Annotated in this window: 14 protein-coding genes, 2 tRNA genes and 2 pseudogenes; 13 read left to right on the forward strand and 5 right to left on the reverse strand. The window is 53.8% G+C overall.

The features are described from left to right. Positions 1-22: 22 nt before the first annotated feature. Positions 23-112, reverse strand: a tRNA-Ser gene (locus NIG5292_RS04045). 166 nt (positions 113-278) lie between these two features. On the opposite strand from NIG5292_RS04045, the gene NIG5292_RS04050 reads away from it, so the two are divergent. The 7 genes and pseudogenes from NIG5292_RS04050 to NIG5292_RS04080 all read left to right on the forward strand — a co-directional run bounded on the left by NIG5292_RS04050 (position 279) and on the right by NIG5292_RS04080 (position 6,710). Next, positions 279-1,127, forward strand: coding sequence for an SPOR domain-containing protein (locus NIG5292_RS04050; RefSeq protein WP_048598229.1), 849 nt, complete (start codon positions 279-281; stop codon positions 1,125-1,127). A gap of 51 nt (positions 1,128-1,178) precedes the next feature. Then, positions 1,179-2,348, forward strand: a complete 1,170-nt coding sequence (locus tag NIG5292_RS04055; RefSeq protein ID WP_048598230.1) for a D-alanyl-D-alanine carboxypeptidase family protein — start codon at positions 1,179-1,181, stop codon at positions 2,346-2,348. A gap of 3 nt (positions 2,349-2,351) precedes the next feature. Next, positions 2,352-2,948 carry a dTMP kinase gene (tmk, locus tag NIG5292_RS04060; protein ID WP_048598231.1) on the forward strand — a complete coding sequence of 199 codons (597 nt, stop codon included), beginning with the start codon at positions 2,352-2,354 and terminating at the stop codon, positions 2,946-2,948. A gap of 51 nt (positions 2,949-2,999) precedes the next feature. Beyond that, on the forward strand, positions 3,000-4,130 hold the full coding sequence (locus NIG5292_RS04065) for a DNA polymerase III subunit delta' (protein WP_048598232.1): 1,131 nt from the start codon (positions 3,000-3,002) through the stop codon (positions 4,128-4,130). 5 nt (positions 4,131-4,135) lie between these two features. Further along, on the forward strand, positions 4,136-4,909 hold the full coding sequence (locus NIG5292_RS04070) for a TatD family hydrolase (protein ID WP_233488166.1): 774 nt from the start codon (positions 4,136-4,138) through the stop codon (positions 4,907-4,909). Continuing rightward, a complete protein-coding gene (locus NIG5292_RS04075; RefSeq protein ID WP_048598234.1) occupies positions 4,910-5,713 on the forward strand; it encodes an MBL fold metallo-hydrolase in 804 nt (267 codons plus the stop codon). 66 nt (positions 5,714-5,779) lie between these two features. Next, a pseudogene (locus tag NIG5292_RS04080) lies at positions 5,780-6,710 on the forward strand (AEC family transporter). A 3-nt stretch (positions 6,711-6,713) separates the two neighbouring features. On the opposite strand, the gene NIG5292_RS04085 reads toward NIG5292_RS04080, so the two are convergent. Beyond that, the gene (locus NIG5292_RS04085) at positions 6,714-7,391 is read right to left on the reverse strand and encodes a YjbF family lipoprotein (protein ID WP_048598235.1); all 678 of its coding nucleotides are present in this window, start codon (positions 7,389-7,391) and stop codon (positions 6,714-6,716) included. Next, a pseudogene (locus NIG5292_RS15115) lies at positions 7,388-9,403 on the reverse strand (YjbH domain-containing protein). The gene NIG5292_RS04085 and the pseudogene NIG5292_RS15115 overlap by 4 nt, the downstream one beginning before the upstream one ends. A gap of 101 nt (positions 9,404-9,504) precedes the next feature. Between NIG5292_RS15115 and NIG5292_RS04100 the strand changes: the two are divergent. After that, positions 9,505-11,343 carry a glycosyltransferase family 2 protein gene (locus NIG5292_RS04100; protein WP_048598238.1) on the forward strand — a complete coding sequence of 613 codons (1,839 nt, stop codon included), beginning with the start codon at positions 9,505-9,507 and terminating at the stop codon, positions 11,341-11,343. 61 nt (positions 11,344-11,404) lie between these two features. Beyond that, positions 11,405-11,596 (forward strand): hypothetical protein, encoded by a 192-nt coding sequence (locus NIG5292_RS04105; RefSeq protein WP_048598239.1) that lies wholly within the window; start codon positions 11,405-11,407, stop codon positions 11,594-11,596. Between the two features lie 89 nt (positions 11,597-11,685). On the opposite strand, the gene NIG5292_RS04110 is transcribed toward NIG5292_RS04105, so the two are convergent. Beyond that, positions 11,686-11,772: transfer RNA gene (locus tag NIG5292_RS04110), tRNA-Leu, on the reverse strand. Between the two features lie 171 nt (positions 11,773-11,943). On the opposite strand from NIG5292_RS04110, the gene lipB reads away from it, so the two are divergent. The 3 genes from lipB (at position 11,944) to NIG5292_RS04125 (ending at position 15,248) form a co-directional block, all read left to right on the forward strand. Further along, a complete protein-coding gene (gene lipB, locus NIG5292_RS04115; protein ID WP_048598240.1) occupies positions 11,944-12,600 on the forward strand; it encodes a lipoyl(octanoyl) transferase LipB in 657 nt (218 codons plus the stop codon). A gap of 271 nt (positions 12,601-12,871) precedes the next feature. After that, positions 12,872-14,548, forward strand: coding sequence for a cytochrome c oxidase subunit I (ctaD, locus tag NIG5292_RS04120; protein ID WP_048598241.1), 1,677 nt, complete (start codon positions 12,872-12,874; stop codon positions 14,546-14,548). 118 nt (positions 14,549-14,666) lie between these two features. Further along, complete coding sequence (locus NIG5292_RS04125; protein WP_233488167.1) at positions 14,667-15,248, forward strand: DUF2244 domain-containing protein; 582 nt, start codon at positions 14,667-14,669, stop codon at positions 15,246-15,248. Here the strand turns inward: NIG5292_RS04125 and NIG5292_RS04130 are convergent. Further along, a complete protein-coding gene (locus NIG5292_RS04130; RefSeq protein WP_048598243.1) occupies positions 15,226-15,687 on the reverse strand; it encodes a GatB/YqeY domain-containing protein in 462 nt (153 codons plus the stop codon). The genes NIG5292_RS04125 and NIG5292_RS04130 overlap by 23 nt on opposite strands. Positions 15,688-15,891: 204 nt before the next feature. On the opposite strand from NIG5292_RS04130, the gene carA reads away from it, so the two are divergent. Continuing rightward, on the forward strand, positions 15,892-17,055 hold the full coding sequence (gene carA / locus NIG5292_RS04135) for a glutamine-hydrolyzing carbamoyl-phosphate synthase small subunit (protein ID WP_048598244.1): 1,164 nt from the start codon (positions 15,892-15,894) through the stop codon (positions 17,053-17,055). Positions 17,056-17,134: the final 79 nt, after the last annotated feature.

Consider the following 17,134-nt stretch of genomic DNA (forward strand, 5'->3'; position numbering starts at 1 on the left):
TCAATAACTTAAAGGTATAAGATGGCGGAGGCTCAGGGATTCGAACCCTGGGTACGCTCTCACGTACGTCGGTTTTCAAAACCGGTGCATTCGACCACTCTGCCAAACCTCCGCGTTTGGACCGTGTAGCGTGCAAATTTTGATTCGAAAAGTGGGGAATGTTACCTAAAGCATTTCCGTCGCTTTTCAAAAGCATGACCTTTCGATAAGGTTGCGGAAATTAGATAGCGAACAGGGCCAACCTTGTCGCACAGCAGGCACACAGGACGGACAGAATTATGGCTGTAAAACGCATCACGACAGTGCATTCCGTTGGCGCTTTTTTGGCAGCGGCGGTGCTGCTTTCGGGATGTGACGAGAACGGTCAGTTGTCCCTGAAGGCCCTGCAAACAAGCCCCGATGCAACCGTGACGCCCGCAACTACCGCGCGACTTGTTGAACGCGACGTCGAAGCACCAGACGTGTTTCAAGTGACAGAAACGGGCCTTTGGGATGGACGCCCAAGTTTGGGTGGTGTCTGGGTGGCCCACCCTGATGTGAAAGATCCCGAGCGGGTTATTATCCGCAATCAAGCGAACGGAAAATTTGTTATCGGTGCTCTTTTTCGCCGTGAACGCGACAATCCCGGCCCCAGCCTTCAGCTTTCCTCAGATGCCGCAGACGCGATCGGGGTGTTGGCGGGACAGCCGGTGCCACTCAATGTGACGGCTTTGCGCCGTGAAGCAGTGGAAGAACCAACGCAAACTACGCCTGCGCAAACAGCCATTGAAAAACCAGCCGCAGTTGAAGCGCAGCCTCTCGATGATATTGTGACCACCGCTGCCAACGCCATTGATGCATCAACGGCACAGCCGCCAGCGGCCAAACCAACACCACGCCCCGTTGTATCGACATTAAATAAGCCGTTTATTCAAATTGGCATTTTCAACGTTGAGCAAAACGCCAAGAACACTGCTGAGGCGATGCGTCAGGCGGGCATTATCCCGCAGGTTCTTCAAGGTACCAGCAATGATAAAACTTTTTGGCGCGTCATCGTTGGGCCAGCGACCAGCACGTCTGAACGCGCGGGGCTGTTGAAAAAGGTCAAATCACGCGGTTTTAATGACGCCTATTACGTCACCAACTAGACAGCACGCGCCAAGATCACGGCGCATGCTCAGATCAGCAATGAGGCACATATGACCCACCGGTTACTCATCGTTTTGGCATTTTTGATACTGCCCCTCAGCGCCGCCCATAGCTTTGAAACGCGCGCTACAGCAGCTTACGTCATTGATCAGACAACCGGCACGGTACTGCTCGCCAAGAACGCATCGAAACCTTTACCACCGGCGTCAATGTCCAAACTGATGACACTTTATATGGCGTTTGAAGCTGTAGAAGACGGCAGGCTCAACATGGATGAAGAGCTGCTCGTTAGTCAAAACGCGATGAACTATGGCGGCTCTACTTTGTTTCTCAGACGCGGCGAACGCGTCAGTGTCGCGGACCTCATCACGGGCATCATTGTTTTGTCGGGCAACGACGCATGCACAGTCATTGCCGAAGCGCTTAGCGTAGACGGCACCGAGGCTGGCTTTGCTAAAATGATGACTGCCCGCGCGCGCCAATTGGGGATGATGGACAGCAATTTCACCAACTCCAACGGATGGCCCGCACCCGACCACCGCATGTCGATGCGCGACCTTGGCACGCTTGCGGACCTGCTGATCAAAGATTTTCCACAGCACTACCCACTTTTTGCACAGCGCGAATTTTTATTTGACCCAACAGAAAGCTCAAACAGGTTGAACCGCAATCCTTTACTGGTGCTTGATATTGGGGCAGACGGCCTGAAAACCGGGCACACACAAGAAGCGGGTTACGGTCTTGTAGGTAGCGCAAAACAAGGTGATCGCCGTGTGATTTTTGTAATCACTGGCCTCGAAACCGCAGCGGGACGCGCCGAAGAAGCTGAGCGGATCGTTGATTGGGCTTTTCGTCAGTTCGCCCAGAAAGATATCATCACAGCTGGCACCAAGGTTGCCGATGCTGAGGTTTGGAACGGTGATTTGCCGCTGGTAGGTCTTGCGGTTGCGCAGGATCTTTCCATGCTGCTCCCCGTCTTGGCTGCAGATCAGGTCAAAGCTGAAGTCGCCTACACGGGCCCGATCGAAGCACCAATCTTTAAAGGCGATGTTCTGGCCGAATTGGTGGTAAGTGTTGATGGCCTTCCCGACACCCGTATCCCGTTAGTTGCCGAGCACAACGTTTCTGCAGGTGGCTTTCTGAGCCGCATGCGCACCGCAAGCCGCGTTGTCATCCGTAAAATAGCCGGACCAACAGTTCCCCTTATGGCGACGAATTAATTCATGACTGCACGTTTCATTACTTTTGAGGGTATCGATGGCTCTGGCAAATCGACCCAAGCGCGCCGCCTTGGTGACGCCCTGCCCAACGCAATTTTGACCCGCGAACCCGGTGGTTCAACCGGTGCCGAAGAAATTCGCCGCCTTTTGGTTGAGGGGGAGCCAGATCGCTGGTCCGCTGAAACCGAGCTTTTACTATTCACAGCGGCCCGCCGTGACCACCTTGAAAAGACCATCCGCCCTGCCCTTGAACGCGGCATAACGGTGATCAGTGACCGCTTTGCCGACAGCACACGGGTCTATCAAGGTGCGACCCGTGGCGATTTACGCAGCAAGGTAGATGCGTTGCACAGTTTGATGATTGAGCGTGAACCTGACCTGACGATCTTGATCGACATGGACCCAAAAACAGCGCTGCAACGCGGCTTGGCCAGATCAAGCGGCGAAGACCGTTTTGAGGACATGGGCCTCGAGTTTCAGCAGGCCCTTCGTACAGGGTTCCTTGATCTCGCCAAACAGGATCCTGCCCGTTGGCGGGTGATTGATGGAAACAGGTCCATTGAGGACGTCTGGCGCAGCGTCCAAGCCGCAGTCCTTTAGAAGGCGCAATTAGCGCTTTTACCTGCCCCAGACCCGTGGCACACCTTTGACATGTCTGATCTGCCCGAACCCGACCGCATTGAAGGTGCGCCGCATCCGCGCGAAACCACACGCCTGTTTGGGCATGGGGCGGCTCAGGCTGCGGTACTTGATGCATTCACCTCTGGGCGGCAACATCACGCGTGGATGCTGCAAGGCCCGCGCGGTACCGGCAAAGCGACATTCGCTTATCACTTTGCAAGATTTCTGATCGCCACGCCCCCAACGGGGAAGCCGGATATGTTCGGCGATACGGCGGCGCCAAGCACATTGCACATTGATCCAGCGCATCCCGTTGCACGCCGAATGGCCGCCGGATCCGAAAGCGGGCTGTTTGTCTTGCGTCGCGCCGTGGATGAGAAGGACAAAAGCAAATTTAAGACTGTAATCACCGTCGATGAGGCACGCAGGCTCAAAGAATTTCTGACTATGTCTGCGGCCGACGGCACGCCGCGCGTTGTGATCATTGATGCGGCGGATGAAATGAATGTTCAGACCGCGAATGCCATCTTGAAGCTGCTTGAGGAGCCGCCCGCAAACACCACGCTTTTGCTGATCTGCCATCAACCCTCGCGCCTGTTGCCAACCATTAGGTCACGGTGCCGTACGCTGTCTTTCAACAGGTTATCTGCAGAAGACATGACCCAAGCCTTGGCGCAAGCGGATGTAGCACTTCCCGCGAATATGGATCACCTGAACGCACTCGCAGATGGCTCTGTTGGGGAAGCGTTAAGGCTGCTCAACCTTGGCGGTCTTGAGACATATGCCCGACTGGTGGAGTTACTCCAAAACGCGCCGGGCCTTGATCGAGCTAAACTCAGCAAACTTGGCGACGGTATGATTGGGCGCGCCAAGGCACCCCAGTTTGATCTATTTTTGAACCAGATTGACACGTTGTTGTCACGGATCGCACGTACTGGCATTGCAGGTGCACCATCCGTGGAGGCAGCACACAACGAAGGCGCGCTGTTACAACGCCTTAACCCCAATCAAGCTGCGGCAAAGGCATGGGCGGCACTTCACCAAGACATTGGCGCACGTCTTAGGCATGGCAAAGCAGTCAACCTTGACCCTGCGGTGTTGGTCGTTGATACGGGCCTAAAGATTGACCAAGAAGCCGCCAAATGGGCCGCAAAAAGGTAGCCATCATGATAGTCGACAGCCACTGCCACCTCGATTTTCCAGACTTTGACGAAGAACGCGCAGATATCGTGGCGCGGGCCGTTGAGGCCGGTGTGGGCAAAATGGTAACGATCTGCACAAAGTTGAAGAACGAGCCACAAGTGCGCAAAATCGCTGAAGAATTTCAACCCGTCTACTATGCGGCGGGTACGCACCCAATGTCTGCCGCGGATGAGCCGATGGCCACTGTGGAACAGCTCGTTGCCCTTGCGCAGCACCCCAAGTTTGTAGGCATCGGCGAGACCGGTCTAGACTATCACTATACGGCCGACAGTGCTGAGGTACAAAAGACCTCTCTTGCCGTACACATCGATGCCGCCCGCGAAACAGGGTTGCCGCTGATCATCCACTCTCGCGCGGCAGATGAGGACATGGCCGATATCCTTGAGGCGGCCTACGCCAAGGGTCCGTTTGACTGTGTCATGCATTGCTTCTCAAGCGGGCCAGAGTTGGCGCGCCGTACTCTCGATTTGGGATTTTATCTGTCCATGTCGGGCATCGCGACATTCCCCAAATCGCAAGAAGTGCGCGACATCTTTGCCGCTGCTCCACTGGACCGTGTCTTGGTGGAAACTGACAGCCCGTATTTGGCACCAAAGCCGTTTCGCGGGAAACGAAATGAACCCGCCTACACTGCCCACACCGCCGCGGTTGGCGCAGAGGTCTTCGGCATATCACTTGATGATTTCGCCAAAGCGACCACGGACAACTTTCATCGCCTCTTCTCAAAGGCCGCCTGAATGGAGCGGGTGTTTACCATACTCGGTTGCGGCTCATCGGGAGGCGTTCCGCGATTGGGGCCCAATGGCGGAAACTGGGGGGCGTGCGATCCAGGTAATCCTAAAAATAGGCGTCGCCGCTGTGCGCTACTTATTGAGCAGCACACAGATGAAGGCGCCACTACGGTCCTGATCGATACTGGACCCGATATGCGCAGCCAGTTGCTTGATGCGGGTGTCGGCGCGTTGGATGCGGTTGTCTTCACCCACAGCCACGCAGATCATGTCCACGGCATCGATGACCTGCGCCAGATCGTTTACAATATGCGCAGCCGCCTTGATGTGTATGCCGACGGCGACACGACAAACGACCTCATATCACGGTTTGGCTACGCCTTTGTCCAGCCTGCTGGATCGAGCTATCCGCCTATTTTGAACCTTAACACAATCGATGGCGATGTTACTGTGTCGGGCGATGGCGGCGAAATTATTCTATCGCCAATTCGCGTGACGCATGGCTCTATCGAGGCGCTTGGCTTTCGCATTGGCAACGTGGCCTATATGCCTGATGTGTCCAGCATGGGTGAAGACGGTTTTGCGATGCTGCACAACCTTGAATACTTCATTCTTGATGCCCTGCGCTATGAACCGCATCCGACACACCTGAATGTTGAACAAGCACTTGAATGGGTGGGGCGCCTTAAACCGTCCCAAGCGGTGCTGACCAACATGCATCTCGATCTTGACTACGACACACTCAACCGTGAAACCCCTGATCACGTCACACCAGCTTTCGACGGGATGCAGATAAAAGTTCAGCTCTAGCTTTCTTTTGTTTTCAAATATCCCCGCCGGAGGCCCACGACGCTGCCCACCCACGCCGGACCCGCCATGCAAGCTCTGATTGACGTCATTATTCCTGTCTTTTTGTTGGTCGGTTTCGGCTATGCAGCCTCGTGGGGTGGGTTGTTTAAGGCAGAATATGTCGACGGGCTGATGAAGTTCGCCCAAGGATTTGCGATCCCGTGCTTGCTGTTTTCAGCCATCGCTAACCTCCGATCTTGGCCAATCCTTCAACTGGCCCATTCTGCTTAGCTTTTATTCAGGCGCGTTTGTGTGTTTCACCTTGGGGCTGATCGGTGCCAGAGGACTGTTCAAACGCGATTGGGAAGACGCAGTTGCCATCGGGTTTGTGGCGCTCTTTTCAAACTCCGTACTTCTTGGCCTGCCAATCACAGAGCGCGCCTTTGGGTCCGAGGCCCTAACCGGTAACTACGCCATCATCGCCATTCACGCACCACTTAACCTAAGTATTGGCATCATCGGGATGGAGCTTGCCAAAGCCCACGGCGCGCCTGCCCGTGACGTTGCGCGCACCATATTTACCTCTACGATCAAAAACTCACTGATCATCGGTATTTCGCTTGGCTTTATCGTGAACCTCACCGGATTGACTGTGCCGAGCGTGCTGCAAGACGCCATTGATTTGATGATCCGTGCCGCCCTACCCGCTGCACTTTTCGGACTTGGCGGCGTGTTGCACCGCTATAAACCCGAAGGTGATATGACCACGGTGCTTTACGTTGTGGCGCTATCGTTAGTGGTGCATCCCGTGATCGTTTACAGCGTTGGGCAACTGGTAGATTTGTCTACCTTCGAGATGCGCTCGGCTATCATTACCGCCGCCTCCGCCCCCGGTATCAACGCCTACTTATTTGCAAACATGTACGGGCGCGCAAAACGTGTAGCCGCCACATCGGTCCTTTTGGGCACTGCAGCGAACATGGGGTCTATCTGGGTCTGGTTGTTGATCTTGTCGTGACGCCTAATCAAGCGGTTCAAGAACTTCGACGTTGAGATACCCCTGATCAGGCCCCGCCCATTGGCGCGATTGCCACGCAAGCCCTGTACGCTCATCTACAAAATAGAGGTTGCGGAATCCGGCCCCTCCGCCCTCGCAAGTTTCGATCATTTGACGGGTTGTATAATTCAGCTCAGCCAATGTGATGCGCACCATGTCACCGGCACTGTAGCTACATCTGACATTCCAAGACTGTCCGTCAGGCCCGCGACCGGGGGTGAAATATGTTCGGCTAATTGCCTCTGGCCACCTATTTGGCGGGAGTGGAAAAGCGATCGGGTCGTTGCTTTCGACCTGCATTGGCAGCAAGTCAAACCCAAAGCCCTGAGTTGCCACGACCAATCCGCCTTTGAGGGTAATTTGGCGTTTAGACGGTGTAAGGTATGACACACGGTTACCGCGTGCACGGTTGGCCAGCGCCAGCGTTCTCAGCTTTTGATCAGGTGCCTCGATGCGGATAATCGCAAGATCAAGCGCGTCAATTTGGGCACGCGAAATCTCAGCTTTTGAGACCTGCTGGTTTGACCCCGCACGTCCATCCCGAAGCTGCTCACTGGCCAGCTTCCAAAGCTGGCCGTTGCTGCCCCCTGATGAGCAAGCGGTAGATAACAGCAGACTTGCTCCAACAATCGCGCGCATCATTTCCAGAACTCCCCCCAGCTGTCGTATACGCGCTGATCACCCGCATCACGCACCTTGGGATAAAGCCGGTCAGACACATTCAACCGCGCACCAGCATCTCCGGAAATACCGCCCAAGCGCAGCGTACTTTTCTGTGCGGTCGTCGTCGGTGCGACCCAACCCAGCGGGATCGAAACCCGCAGGCCCAACTTGAGTTGTTCGTCTTTGTTGGCTTCCGTGAGTGTCGCACTCAGCGACGTGTCCCAGCCGTTTGCATGATAGCGTGAAAGGGTCACTGTGCCACCCCAATCTCCCGCTAGGTATTTACCAACATCCAATTGCGCAGAAACGCCCTTATACCCTGTGTCCCAATAGACCGAGCCGTGGCCCGTTGTGGCCGTGTAATCCACAAATTCGAACGGGTCGTCATAGTCACGTTTCTTCACTTCGTTCACTTCAAGACCGAATGCGAAATTGCTCGCGTTTAGGGTCCACAAGATTTCGGCACTCGCCCCGCCGTAACCACGCTCTAGAAGGCCAAACGAAAAACGGGAGTAAACCGTATTGGAAAGTTTGCGCTGATAGACAGCCGCAAGTTGCGTGAGCTGTACCGAACTCCGGTCATACGAGCTGTTGTCGCTACGCGCCGTTGGCAACACGGGTGCGGGGTCTTGATTTTTGTCCCCCGCCAACAAGTAATCAAGCACGCCCACAAAACTCAGGGATGGCGACACGGTGTATTTACCGAACGCATTTAGAACCGCCACAGGATCAAACTCATTGTCGGAAGTCACATCAAGCTGGATGCGCGGTGCGACAGACCAATAAAACCCTGGCTGCTGTTGTTACTGCCAGTCCCACGTCTGGGCCCTATCAGACGCGCCTGTGATCCCTGTGTTGGCCAACACTTGCGAGCCACCCAGTGGCTGATCAATCAATTGATGGATGTCGTTACGCCGGATCGTAAAGGTTTTCGTGGGTAGATCGTTCAGGGTTAGTGATATATCAAATACGTTGACGCTTTGCGGTGAGGTCGCCGCCAAGACACGCGCCGTACGTCCAATCACTTTGGGCACTGCTGAATTGCTCCAAGACACAACACGGACTGCCGCAACGTCCCCGTCTAACTTTGCCTTTTGCAATTGAATGCCTTGTTCGGACAGCAACTCCGCCAAGCGGTCAAAATCAGGCGACGCCGCACTACCCCATGTTTGCGCCGCACGACTGCGCGCGCCAACAAATACAGGCTGAGCCCCAACAGGCTGTGCAACGCGTGGCCGGTTTGGGTTACCAGAAAGGGTCAGCGTCACACCGACGGTATCACCACCGCGCTGATAGGCCCCAAGGGTCAGCCCTTCGCTAACCTCGTAACGCGCACCAAAATTGAACCGGCTATCTGGCATCACTGCTTCGTTGGCAAAAGTATCACTGCTGTATTCAGCGGCCAGTGAAAGCCCGTCTACCGGCGTGTGCCACAACAGGCCGGCAAAAACGCCAGCGTCCCCTTTGAACAGATGATCAAAACTGGCGCGCTTTGCGGTGTCAAACGCTGGACGCTGACCAAATGGTGCGGAAACATCTGCCGCCCCCCCGTAGCGTCCCCACCCCAGACCGACGCTGGCCTCAACGGTCTGGGCCAGTGTTTTGCTCGCCACAATATACTCTGCCGCATCACGATCGTTTCCAAACAGCCCGTCAATCCCCACGCTGATCGCAGGCAAAACCCGACCTTCATCTGTCAGTGCATATTTCAGGTTGAGCGAGGTATTCTCGGACGAAACCCCTGCTCCAATATCGTCGTACGTCGCGAAGCTAAGCGAGGTTTGAAGCCTTGGCAGCGCTTGGAACGTGAAGTTAAGCGTAGAAAGGTCCTTGTCACGTGCAATGCTTAACGCGCTTTCTGCATCCGGCAACATGAACGCATCGGGCATATCAACAAGCCCTGAAATACCCCGTGGCGTAAGGTTTAAGTCCGCGGCCCCCAGAACAGATGGGACCAAAATACACACCAATGTTGTTGATAACCGCTTCACCTGCGCACCCCTTACATCACCCCGCCGTCAAGCGTATACTACACCTGTAACGTAGCCCATGGATTGCAGACACGCAATTCAGACTTAACGAGTACTCAGTAATGTCGCCCACTTCTTCGTTGGATATTTTCATCGCTGCCGAGGCCGGTGAAACCCCAAAAGATATCGAAACAACGTTGCGCCATTTTGAGGCTGCTCTGGAAGGCTGCGGCGGACGGGTGCACCTGATGGTGCTCATCAGTGAAGGTACATCAGAGGCAAGGTTTCAGGCGGATACGGTCGTCAATAATATCAATTGCGCCCAGATCGAGATTGTCTGCGTAGCTGCGTCCGATTGGCACGAAACATATCGCACGGCGCGCGCACATTTTGGCGAGAGTGGCCGCGAGTGGTTTACATTCTTTGCGTTCGGTTTAATACCGAATCCCGACTGGCTTGCTGAAATACAAAAAGCGGCAAGCCTTTGGCCTGACAGAGCCGCGTTTTTTGGTCCCGTAGATAACGACTGCAAGCAAACATCTGGGATTTACGATGGCATTTCCTACGGCGAGGAAGCCACTGTGCTGTGGCAGGGCAATCACGTCATAAAGGCCCCATTGCTTCAGCTGGGGCCGCTTGGCGCAGATAACGCCACTTTTGTCCCGTTCGCACGCGTCAGGGATCACACCTCGACGAAAACCATACGGCACCTTCAACACCTGTCGGTTCATGATCCACAAATTGAACAAAACTCAAAACGCCTAAGAAACGAACCTCTCAAAATATGGATGAGCGTTGCGTTGAAAGGCTTTAACTGCGGCTGGAAACTAACTGAAGAAACAGGATTTTATATTGTGCGAGGTCGATGGAGAACGGCCTATGTAGCCCGTGAAAGACTGAGATTGACCCGCGCATGGACGGCAGGTCTAGCCGTTCTTTGGCCGCAACTTCAATTGCGAAAACTGCCCTCAGCAGACCTGCCTGTCGCAGTGCATGCCCGTCGCCCGTCAAAAAAACGTGGCCAAATCAGCATTGTGATGTGCACCCACAATCGCCCCGAGCTTTTCAAGCGTGCAATGCGCTCACTTTCGATGATGATTCAGTGCAGAGATCACGACGTGGATGTCATCGTGGTTGAGAACGATCAACACCCAAAGGTGCAGCAGTGGATCACCGCGCAAGCGTGGCCTTGGCCGGTCATTCATGTTTTGGAGACCAAGCAAGGGTTAGCGCACGCACGCAACAGGGGCTTGGACGTGGCGGATGCCCGAGGCAGCCACTGGGTCGCCAGTTTCGATGATGACCAAGAAGCTGACCCTGCTTGGCTGCTCGAGTATGAGCGCGCAATCGCGTCATATCCGGACGCCCGTGCATTTTCGGGGCCGTATGTGTTCCGATACCCAAAGGGCCTATCGGCATTTCGGCACAGAACAGAAATGTCTGGCTATCGGCTTGGCCAGCCCATGACGATTGCCGCAACTGGAAACGCGCTCTTCCACCGCGATCTGTTTGGGGCAGAGGCTGCGGGGCTTCGATTTGATAACCGCTTCAACAAAACGGGCGGTGAAGATACCGCGTTTTCCAAGTCGGTACTCAAAATGGGACAGAAGATACATTGGGTGCCATCTGCAAAAATATCCGAGGACGTGGACAGAGGTCGGACAACGCTGCAGTATCTCGCGCGCCGAACAACTCGCAACGCTCTAAACGCCAGTGTTATTCGTAGGATCAATTATGGAACCGCCCAAGGATTGCTGCGCGACATACTACAAATCTACCGATCTATAATCCTGACCCTACTCGCCGTTTTATGTGCGCTCATGTTTTTGCCCTTCTACCCCAGACGGGCAAAAGCGCATTTGGGCGACGTAGTGATCTGGCTCTCGCGCACTAAAGGCATCGCGCTAAGTTACTTTGGCAAATCAATTGAAGCCTACGGCACAACCACCGACAAAAATTAAGACTTGGAAAAACAGGCCTATCTGATAAAGTTAACAAGGTATTAACGAGTTGGTGAGCAAGATGAAGAAACTACTATTGATCTCTATTGGATTGGGAATTGCAGGTTTTGCAGCATATGCAGGCGGCCTCGCGGAAGGCCTTGTCGATCCAGAAGTGTTAGAACCAGAAGACGATGGTATCGGTTGGCTCTTGCCAACGTTGCTGTTGATCGGGGTAGCTGCACTGGTGGCGTCAAACGACGACGGCACCTAAGGCCGTCATCACAATACAATCCATTGCTTTGGCCCTGACGTTAAATCGTTGGGGCCTTTTTGATGGGAAACTACTTTGGAAATCTACAATGGTGCGGTCGGGGGGACTCGAACCCCCACGAGTGTTACCTCACAGCGACCTCAACGCTGCGCGTCTACCAATTCCGCCACGACCGCATGTTCATGTGCTTGGTATGGGCGCGGCTTAGACAAACTGCGGCGGCCTTACAAGTCAAAAAATGCGCATCACTCATGACAATCTCAACATGGCCTGATATTGCCATACAAAATTGCCGCTGCGCCATTGGATTGTCAGCAGGCAGGGACATGCAAGCTAGGAAATTCTAAATGGTCGAATGGATTACCTCCACGTCTTTGGTCTCATATGACGCGGCTTGCGCAGAGATGGAGCGACGCGTTGCAGGGATCATCGACGGCTCGATGAACGAGGCGATATGGCTGCTTGAACACCCCCCTCTTTACACTGCAGGCACATCGGCGGACCCAAGTGATCTGACCGACCCAAACCGTTTTGACGTGTTTGAGAGTAAGCGTGGCGGACAGTATACATATCACGGCCCGGGACAGCGGGTCATCTACACGATGCTTGATGTGAACAAACGGGGCCGTGATGTGCGAGCATTTGTGCAATCTCTAGAAGCTTGGGTGATTGATGCATTAGGCGAGTTCAATGTGACCGGTCATATTCGCGACGGTAGGGTTGGCGTTTGGGTAGAGCGGCCTGAAAAGCCGCTTGGCCCGAATGGTGGCATGGCTGAGGATAAAGTGGCCGCGATTGGAATTCGCCTGCGCAAGTGGGTCAGCTTTCATGGCATTTCAATCAATGTTGAGCCGGATTTGTCCCACTTTGACGGTATTGTGCCCTGCGGAATTACGGATCACGGTGTTACATCGCTGGTTGATTTGGGCCTTCCTGTTACGATGGATGACCTCGACGTCGCATTACGCAAAACGTTTGAGACGCATTTTCCCGCGATTATTTAGAAAGAACAAAGCACTGAAACCCCCAAAAACAAGCCGCTGCTACTGGTCAGATTTCCAACGTATACAATTGTTTACAATTCTAAACTGGCGGTAAAATCAGATGTTTAGATCGTTCCAGCTTGAATGACCTGCGCCATTTTAGCCCACATTTTACGGCGTATTAACATTGCTCTGATAGCGGCTGTGCCTTAGTAACGGGTCAGAATACCCTCTACGAGTCGCTTCGTGGGGTGATATACATTGGGAACCAACAAAAACGGAGGCACCGGACATGGCAGACGCCGCCATTCACGGCCACGACGCTGAGCACGAAGACAATCGCGGGTTCTTTACCCGTTGGTTTATGTCTACAAACCACAAAGATATCGGCATTCTTTACCTATTTGCAGCAGGTATCGTCGGTTTCATTTCCGTAGCATTCACAGTTTACATGCGCCTCGAGCTCATGGAACCTGGCGTGCAATACATGTGTCTTGAAGGCGCACGTTTCCTCGCATCTGAGGCAACTTGTACGCCAAACGGTCACCTGTGGAACGTCATGATCACCTACCACGGTGTTTTGATGATGTTCTTTGTTGTTATCCCCGCCTTGTTTGGTGGTTTTGGTAACTACTTCATGCCATTGCAAATTGGCGCGCCAGACATGGCGTTCCCACGTTTGAACAACTTGTCATTTTGGTTGTTCATCGCAGGTACGTCACTGGGTGTCGCATCAATGTTGGCACCAGGCGGCAACGGCCAATTGGGCTCAGGCGTTGGTTGGGTTTTGTATCCACCGCTTTCAACTTCAGAAGCCGGCATGTCGATGGACTTGGCAATCTTTGCTGTACACGTTTCCGGTGCGTCATCGATCCTAGGTGCGATCAACATCATCACCACGTTCTTGAACATGCGTGCGCCAGGTATGACACTGCACAAAGTACCACTTTTTGCATGGTCGATTTTTGTAACCGCATGGTTGATCCTTCTGGCACTGCCCGTGCTTGCAGGTGCGATCACAATGTTGCTGACAGACCGTAACTTTGGCACATCCTTCTTCCAGCCTGATGGCGGTGGCGACCCTGTTCTCTACCAGCACATTTTGTGGTTCTTCGGACACCCAGAAGTGTACATCATCATTCTGCCGGGCTTTGGTATCATTAGCCACATCATCGCAACATTTTCGCGCAAGCCGATCTTTGGTTACCTGCCAATGGTTTACGCGATGGTCGCAATTGGTGTCTTGGGCTTCGTTGTCTGGGCGCACCACATGTACACAGTCGGCATGTCACTGACGCAACAGTCATACTTCATGATGGCGACGATGGTGATTGCGGTACCGACCGGCGTAAAGATCTTTAGCTGGATCGCAACGATGTGGGGCGGCTCAGTTGAGTTCAAAACACCTATGCTTTGGGCGTTCGGCTTCTTGTTCCTCTTCACTGTCGGTGGTGTAACAGGCATCGTATTGTCACAAGCCGGTGTAGACCGCGCTTACCATGACACGTACTATGTGGTTGCTCACTTCCACTACGTGATGAGCCTTGGTGCGGTGTTCTGCATCTTCGCAGGTATCTACTTCTACCTGCCGAAAATGTCCGGTCGCATGTACCCCGAGTGGGCTGGTAAACTGCACTTCTGGGCGATGTTCATTGGTGCAAACCTGACATTCTTCCCGCAGCACTTCCTGGGCCGTCAGGGTATGCCTCGTCGCTATATCGACTACCCCGAAGCGTTCGCGACTTGGAACTATGTCTCATCGATCGGTGCATTCCTGTCGTTTGGTTCGTTCCTCTTCTTCATCGTAGTTCTGTTCTACACATTGCTTGCAGGACGCCGCGTGACAGAAGCGAACCCATGGAACGAGTATGCAGATACGCTGGAGTGGACACTTCCATCACCACCCCCAGAGCATACATTTGAAATTCTTCCAAAGCAGGAAGACTGGGACAAAGGCCACGCGCACTAAGCGCTGTAGCCAGCGACTAAACAAGAAAGCCCTCGCCCTTATCGGCGGGGGCTTTTTCTTTTTGACCAGATCGAAGTCATCTATTCTGAACTGCGGCAAAACATACAATGGAAAAGCGGTGGCCAGCATTGCTAACTCGCAAGAGCAGCCTAACTTCTGGGCAAGAATAGACACGCAAGCGACAGACGACATGCCCTATCAAATTACCAATCAGAACCCTTGCACCATAACACTTTGGCCTCACCAATCGATGACACCACAAGGCTTCGTCTGGTTCATCGGCATTACCAGCAGCCTCATTTTTCTGCCCGCAATCGCCATTCTGGGCAGCCCCGTTGTTTGGGGTCTGCTGCCATTCTTTATCATCGCACTTTGGGCAGTCTGGAGCGCGATCCGCCGCAACCAGAAAGACGCCGCGGTGCGCGAAACGCTTACAATTGATTGTGAAACAACTGCTTTGTCGCGGATAAACCCACGTGCACCGGCCCAAAACTGGCAAGCAAATACTTACTGGGTCAGCGCACACATGCACACCAAGGCCGGACCCGTAGAAAACTATGTTACGTTGAAAGGCGCCAACCGCGAGGTCGAGCTTGGCGCGTTTTTATCAGCTGATGAGCGCGTCACGCTCTATGATGACGTGCAACGCCTGCTCAAAGAACACCGTGAAGCGACCCTTAGCTATTCAGCTGATCCTTGACCATCGGGCCTACACTGCCAAAGTCCATCTGGCCGGTGTAGGTAGCTTTCAACGCTGCCATCACTTTACCCATATCGCGGATGCCCTCGGCCCCGGTCGTGCGAATGGCTTCTTGAACCGCTGCTGCGGTTTCGTCCGCATCAAGTTGCTTTGGCAAATAATCTTCGATGATCGAGATTTCCTGCAGTTCTTTTTCCGCAAGTTCCAGACGCCCGCCCTCTTCATAGGCTTTAGCACTTTCTTTGCGCTGCTTGACCATCTTGCCCAGAATAGACGTGATATCGGCATCGCTCACAGAGACCACCTCATCAGATCCACGCGCAGCAATCTCACGATCTTTGATCGCGGCGTTCACCAACCGCAGCGTTGACAAGCGGGCAGTATCTTTCGCCTTCATCGCCTCTTTCAGCGCAGCAGAAATCTGTTCTTTCATTGTCATGGCAGGACCTAATATGTCAGTTAAGTTAAAGGACTAAGGTATAGGCGTAACAGCGTTACAACTCAAGCCCGATGGGAACCCCCCCAAGCCATTGATAAATATATGTAATTATATATTCACCCAATGCACAGACCGCCTGTTGACGCCCTTACGCCAAGTGCCTATGTTCCGCCAAGTTTGACCTGATGAACCGGAATCTGCGCCATGACTGACACGTCTCACCCCACAGCTTGCCTCGCCCTTGCGGATGGAACGTTGTTCTACGGATTTGGCTTCGGTGCAGAAGGCATCGTTGAAGCTGAACTTTGCTTCAACACGGCAATGACCGGCTACCAAGAAATCATGACAGACCCGTCATACGCGGGCCAGATTGTTACTTTTACGTTCCCACACATTGGCAACACAGGCATCACACCAGAGGATGATGAGCATGCAGACCCAATCGCGGCCGGCATGGTTGTGAAGTGGGACCCCACGGACGCATCGAACTGGCGCTCGACACAAGAGCTTGGCGACTGGCTTAGCGCCCGCAACCGCATGGGGCTGGGCGGCGTTGATACACGCGCCCTCACCCGCGCGATACGCCACCAAGGCGCGCCACATGTGGCGATGGAATACCGCGCTGACGGGAAATTCGATATTGAAGCGCTCGTTGCGAAAGCCCGTGATTTCAAGGGCCTCGAAGGGCTTGACCTCGCAAAAGACGTCACATGTGCACAAAGCTACACTTGGGATGAAATGCGGTGGGCTTGGCCCGATGGCCACGCAAAACGTAGCGAAGCTGGCTTCAAAGTAGTCGCGCTAGATTTCGGCGCAAAACGTAACATCTTGCGGTGCCTTGCGTCTGCGGGATGTGATGTAACTGTTCTACCCGCAACAGCGACAGCAGAAGAAGTGTTGGCACACAAACCCGACGGTGTGTTCCTGTCAAACGGTCCTGGCGATCCGGCAGCGACGGGTACTTACGCTGTACCAATGATCAAAGACGTTTTGGCGCAATCTAACATTCCGGTCTTTGGTATCTGTCTGGGTCACCAAATGTTGGCTCTCGCCCTTGGTGCACAAACTGTGAAAATGAACCACGGGCACCACGGCGCCAACCACCCTGTTAAGAATTTGGAAACCGGGAAAGTTGAGATCACCTCAATGAACCACGGCTTCACGGTTGATAGCCAAACGCTAACCGACGGTGTGCTTGAAACGCATGTTTCTTTGTTTGACGGGTCTAACTGTGGCATCCGGATGGCTGATCGGCCCGTGTTCAGCGTCCAATACCACCCTGAGGCAAGTCCGGGCCCGATGGACAGTTATTACCTGTTTGAGCGGTTTGTAGAGCACATGTCTGAGCAGGCAAAAACATCTGCTTGAACGGCTTGGGTTTAACCACTCTTTAAGGATCAGACGCCATCACTAACACGCAGCTTATTGCGGCTGTGCGTTAGTAAAG

Source organism: Nereida ignava (assembly GCF_001049735.1).
GTDB lineage: Bacteria > Pseudomonadota > Alphaproteobacteria > Rhodobacterales > Rhodobacteraceae > Nereida > Nereida ignava.

Excerpts from the sequence above, each read along its gene's own strand:
- NIG5292_RS04050 (WP_048598229.1), top strand. The coding sequence starts at position 279 with ATGGCTGTAAAACGCATCACGACAGTGCATTCCGTTGGCGCTTTTTTG.
- NIG5292_RS04055 (WP_048598230.1), top strand. The coding sequence starts at position 1,179 with ATGACCCACCGGTTACTCATCGTTTTGGCATTTTTGATACTGCCCCTC.
- tmk (WP_048598231.1), top strand. The coding sequence starts at position 2,352 with ATGACTGCACGTTTCATTACTTTTGAGGGTATCGATGGCTCTGGCAAA.
- NIG5292_RS04065 (WP_048598232.1), top strand. The coding sequence starts at position 3,000 with ATGTCTGATCTGCCCGAACCCGACCGCATTGAAGGTGCGCCGCATCCG.
- NIG5292_RS04070 (WP_233488166.1), top strand. The coding sequence starts at position 4,136 with ATGATAGTCGACAGCCACTGCCACCTCGATTTTCCAGACTTTGACGAA.
- NIG5292_RS04075 (WP_048598234.1), top strand. The coding sequence starts at position 4,910 with ATGGAGCGGGTGTTTACCATACTCGGTTGCGGCTCATCGGGAGGCGTT.
- NIG5292_RS04085 (WP_048598235.1), bottom strand. The coding sequence starts at position 7,391 with ATGATGCGCGCGATTGTTGGAGCAAGTCTGCTGTTATCTACCGCTTGC.
- NIG5292_RS04100 (WP_048598238.1), top strand. The coding sequence starts at position 9,505 with ATGTCGCCCACTTCTTCGTTGGATATTTTCATCGCTGCCGAGGCCGGT.
- NIG5292_RS04105 (WP_048598239.1), top strand. The coding sequence starts at position 11,405 with ATGAAGAAACTACTATTGATCTCTATTGGATTGGGAATTGCAGGTTTT.
- lipB (WP_048598240.1), top strand. The coding sequence starts at position 11,944 with ATGGTCGAATGGATTACCTCCACGTCTTTGGTCTCATATGACGCGGCT.
- ctaD (WP_048598241.1), top strand. The coding sequence starts at position 12,872 with ATGGCAGACGCCGCCATTCACGGCCACGACGCTGAGCACGAAGACAAT.
- NIG5292_RS04130 (WP_048598243.1), bottom strand. The coding sequence starts at position 15,687 with ATGACAATGAAAGAACAGATTTCTGCTGCGCTGAAAGAGGCGATGAAG.
- carA (WP_048598244.1), top strand. The coding sequence starts at position 15,892 with ATGACTGACACGTCTCACCCCACAGCTTGCCTCGCCCTTGCGGATGGA.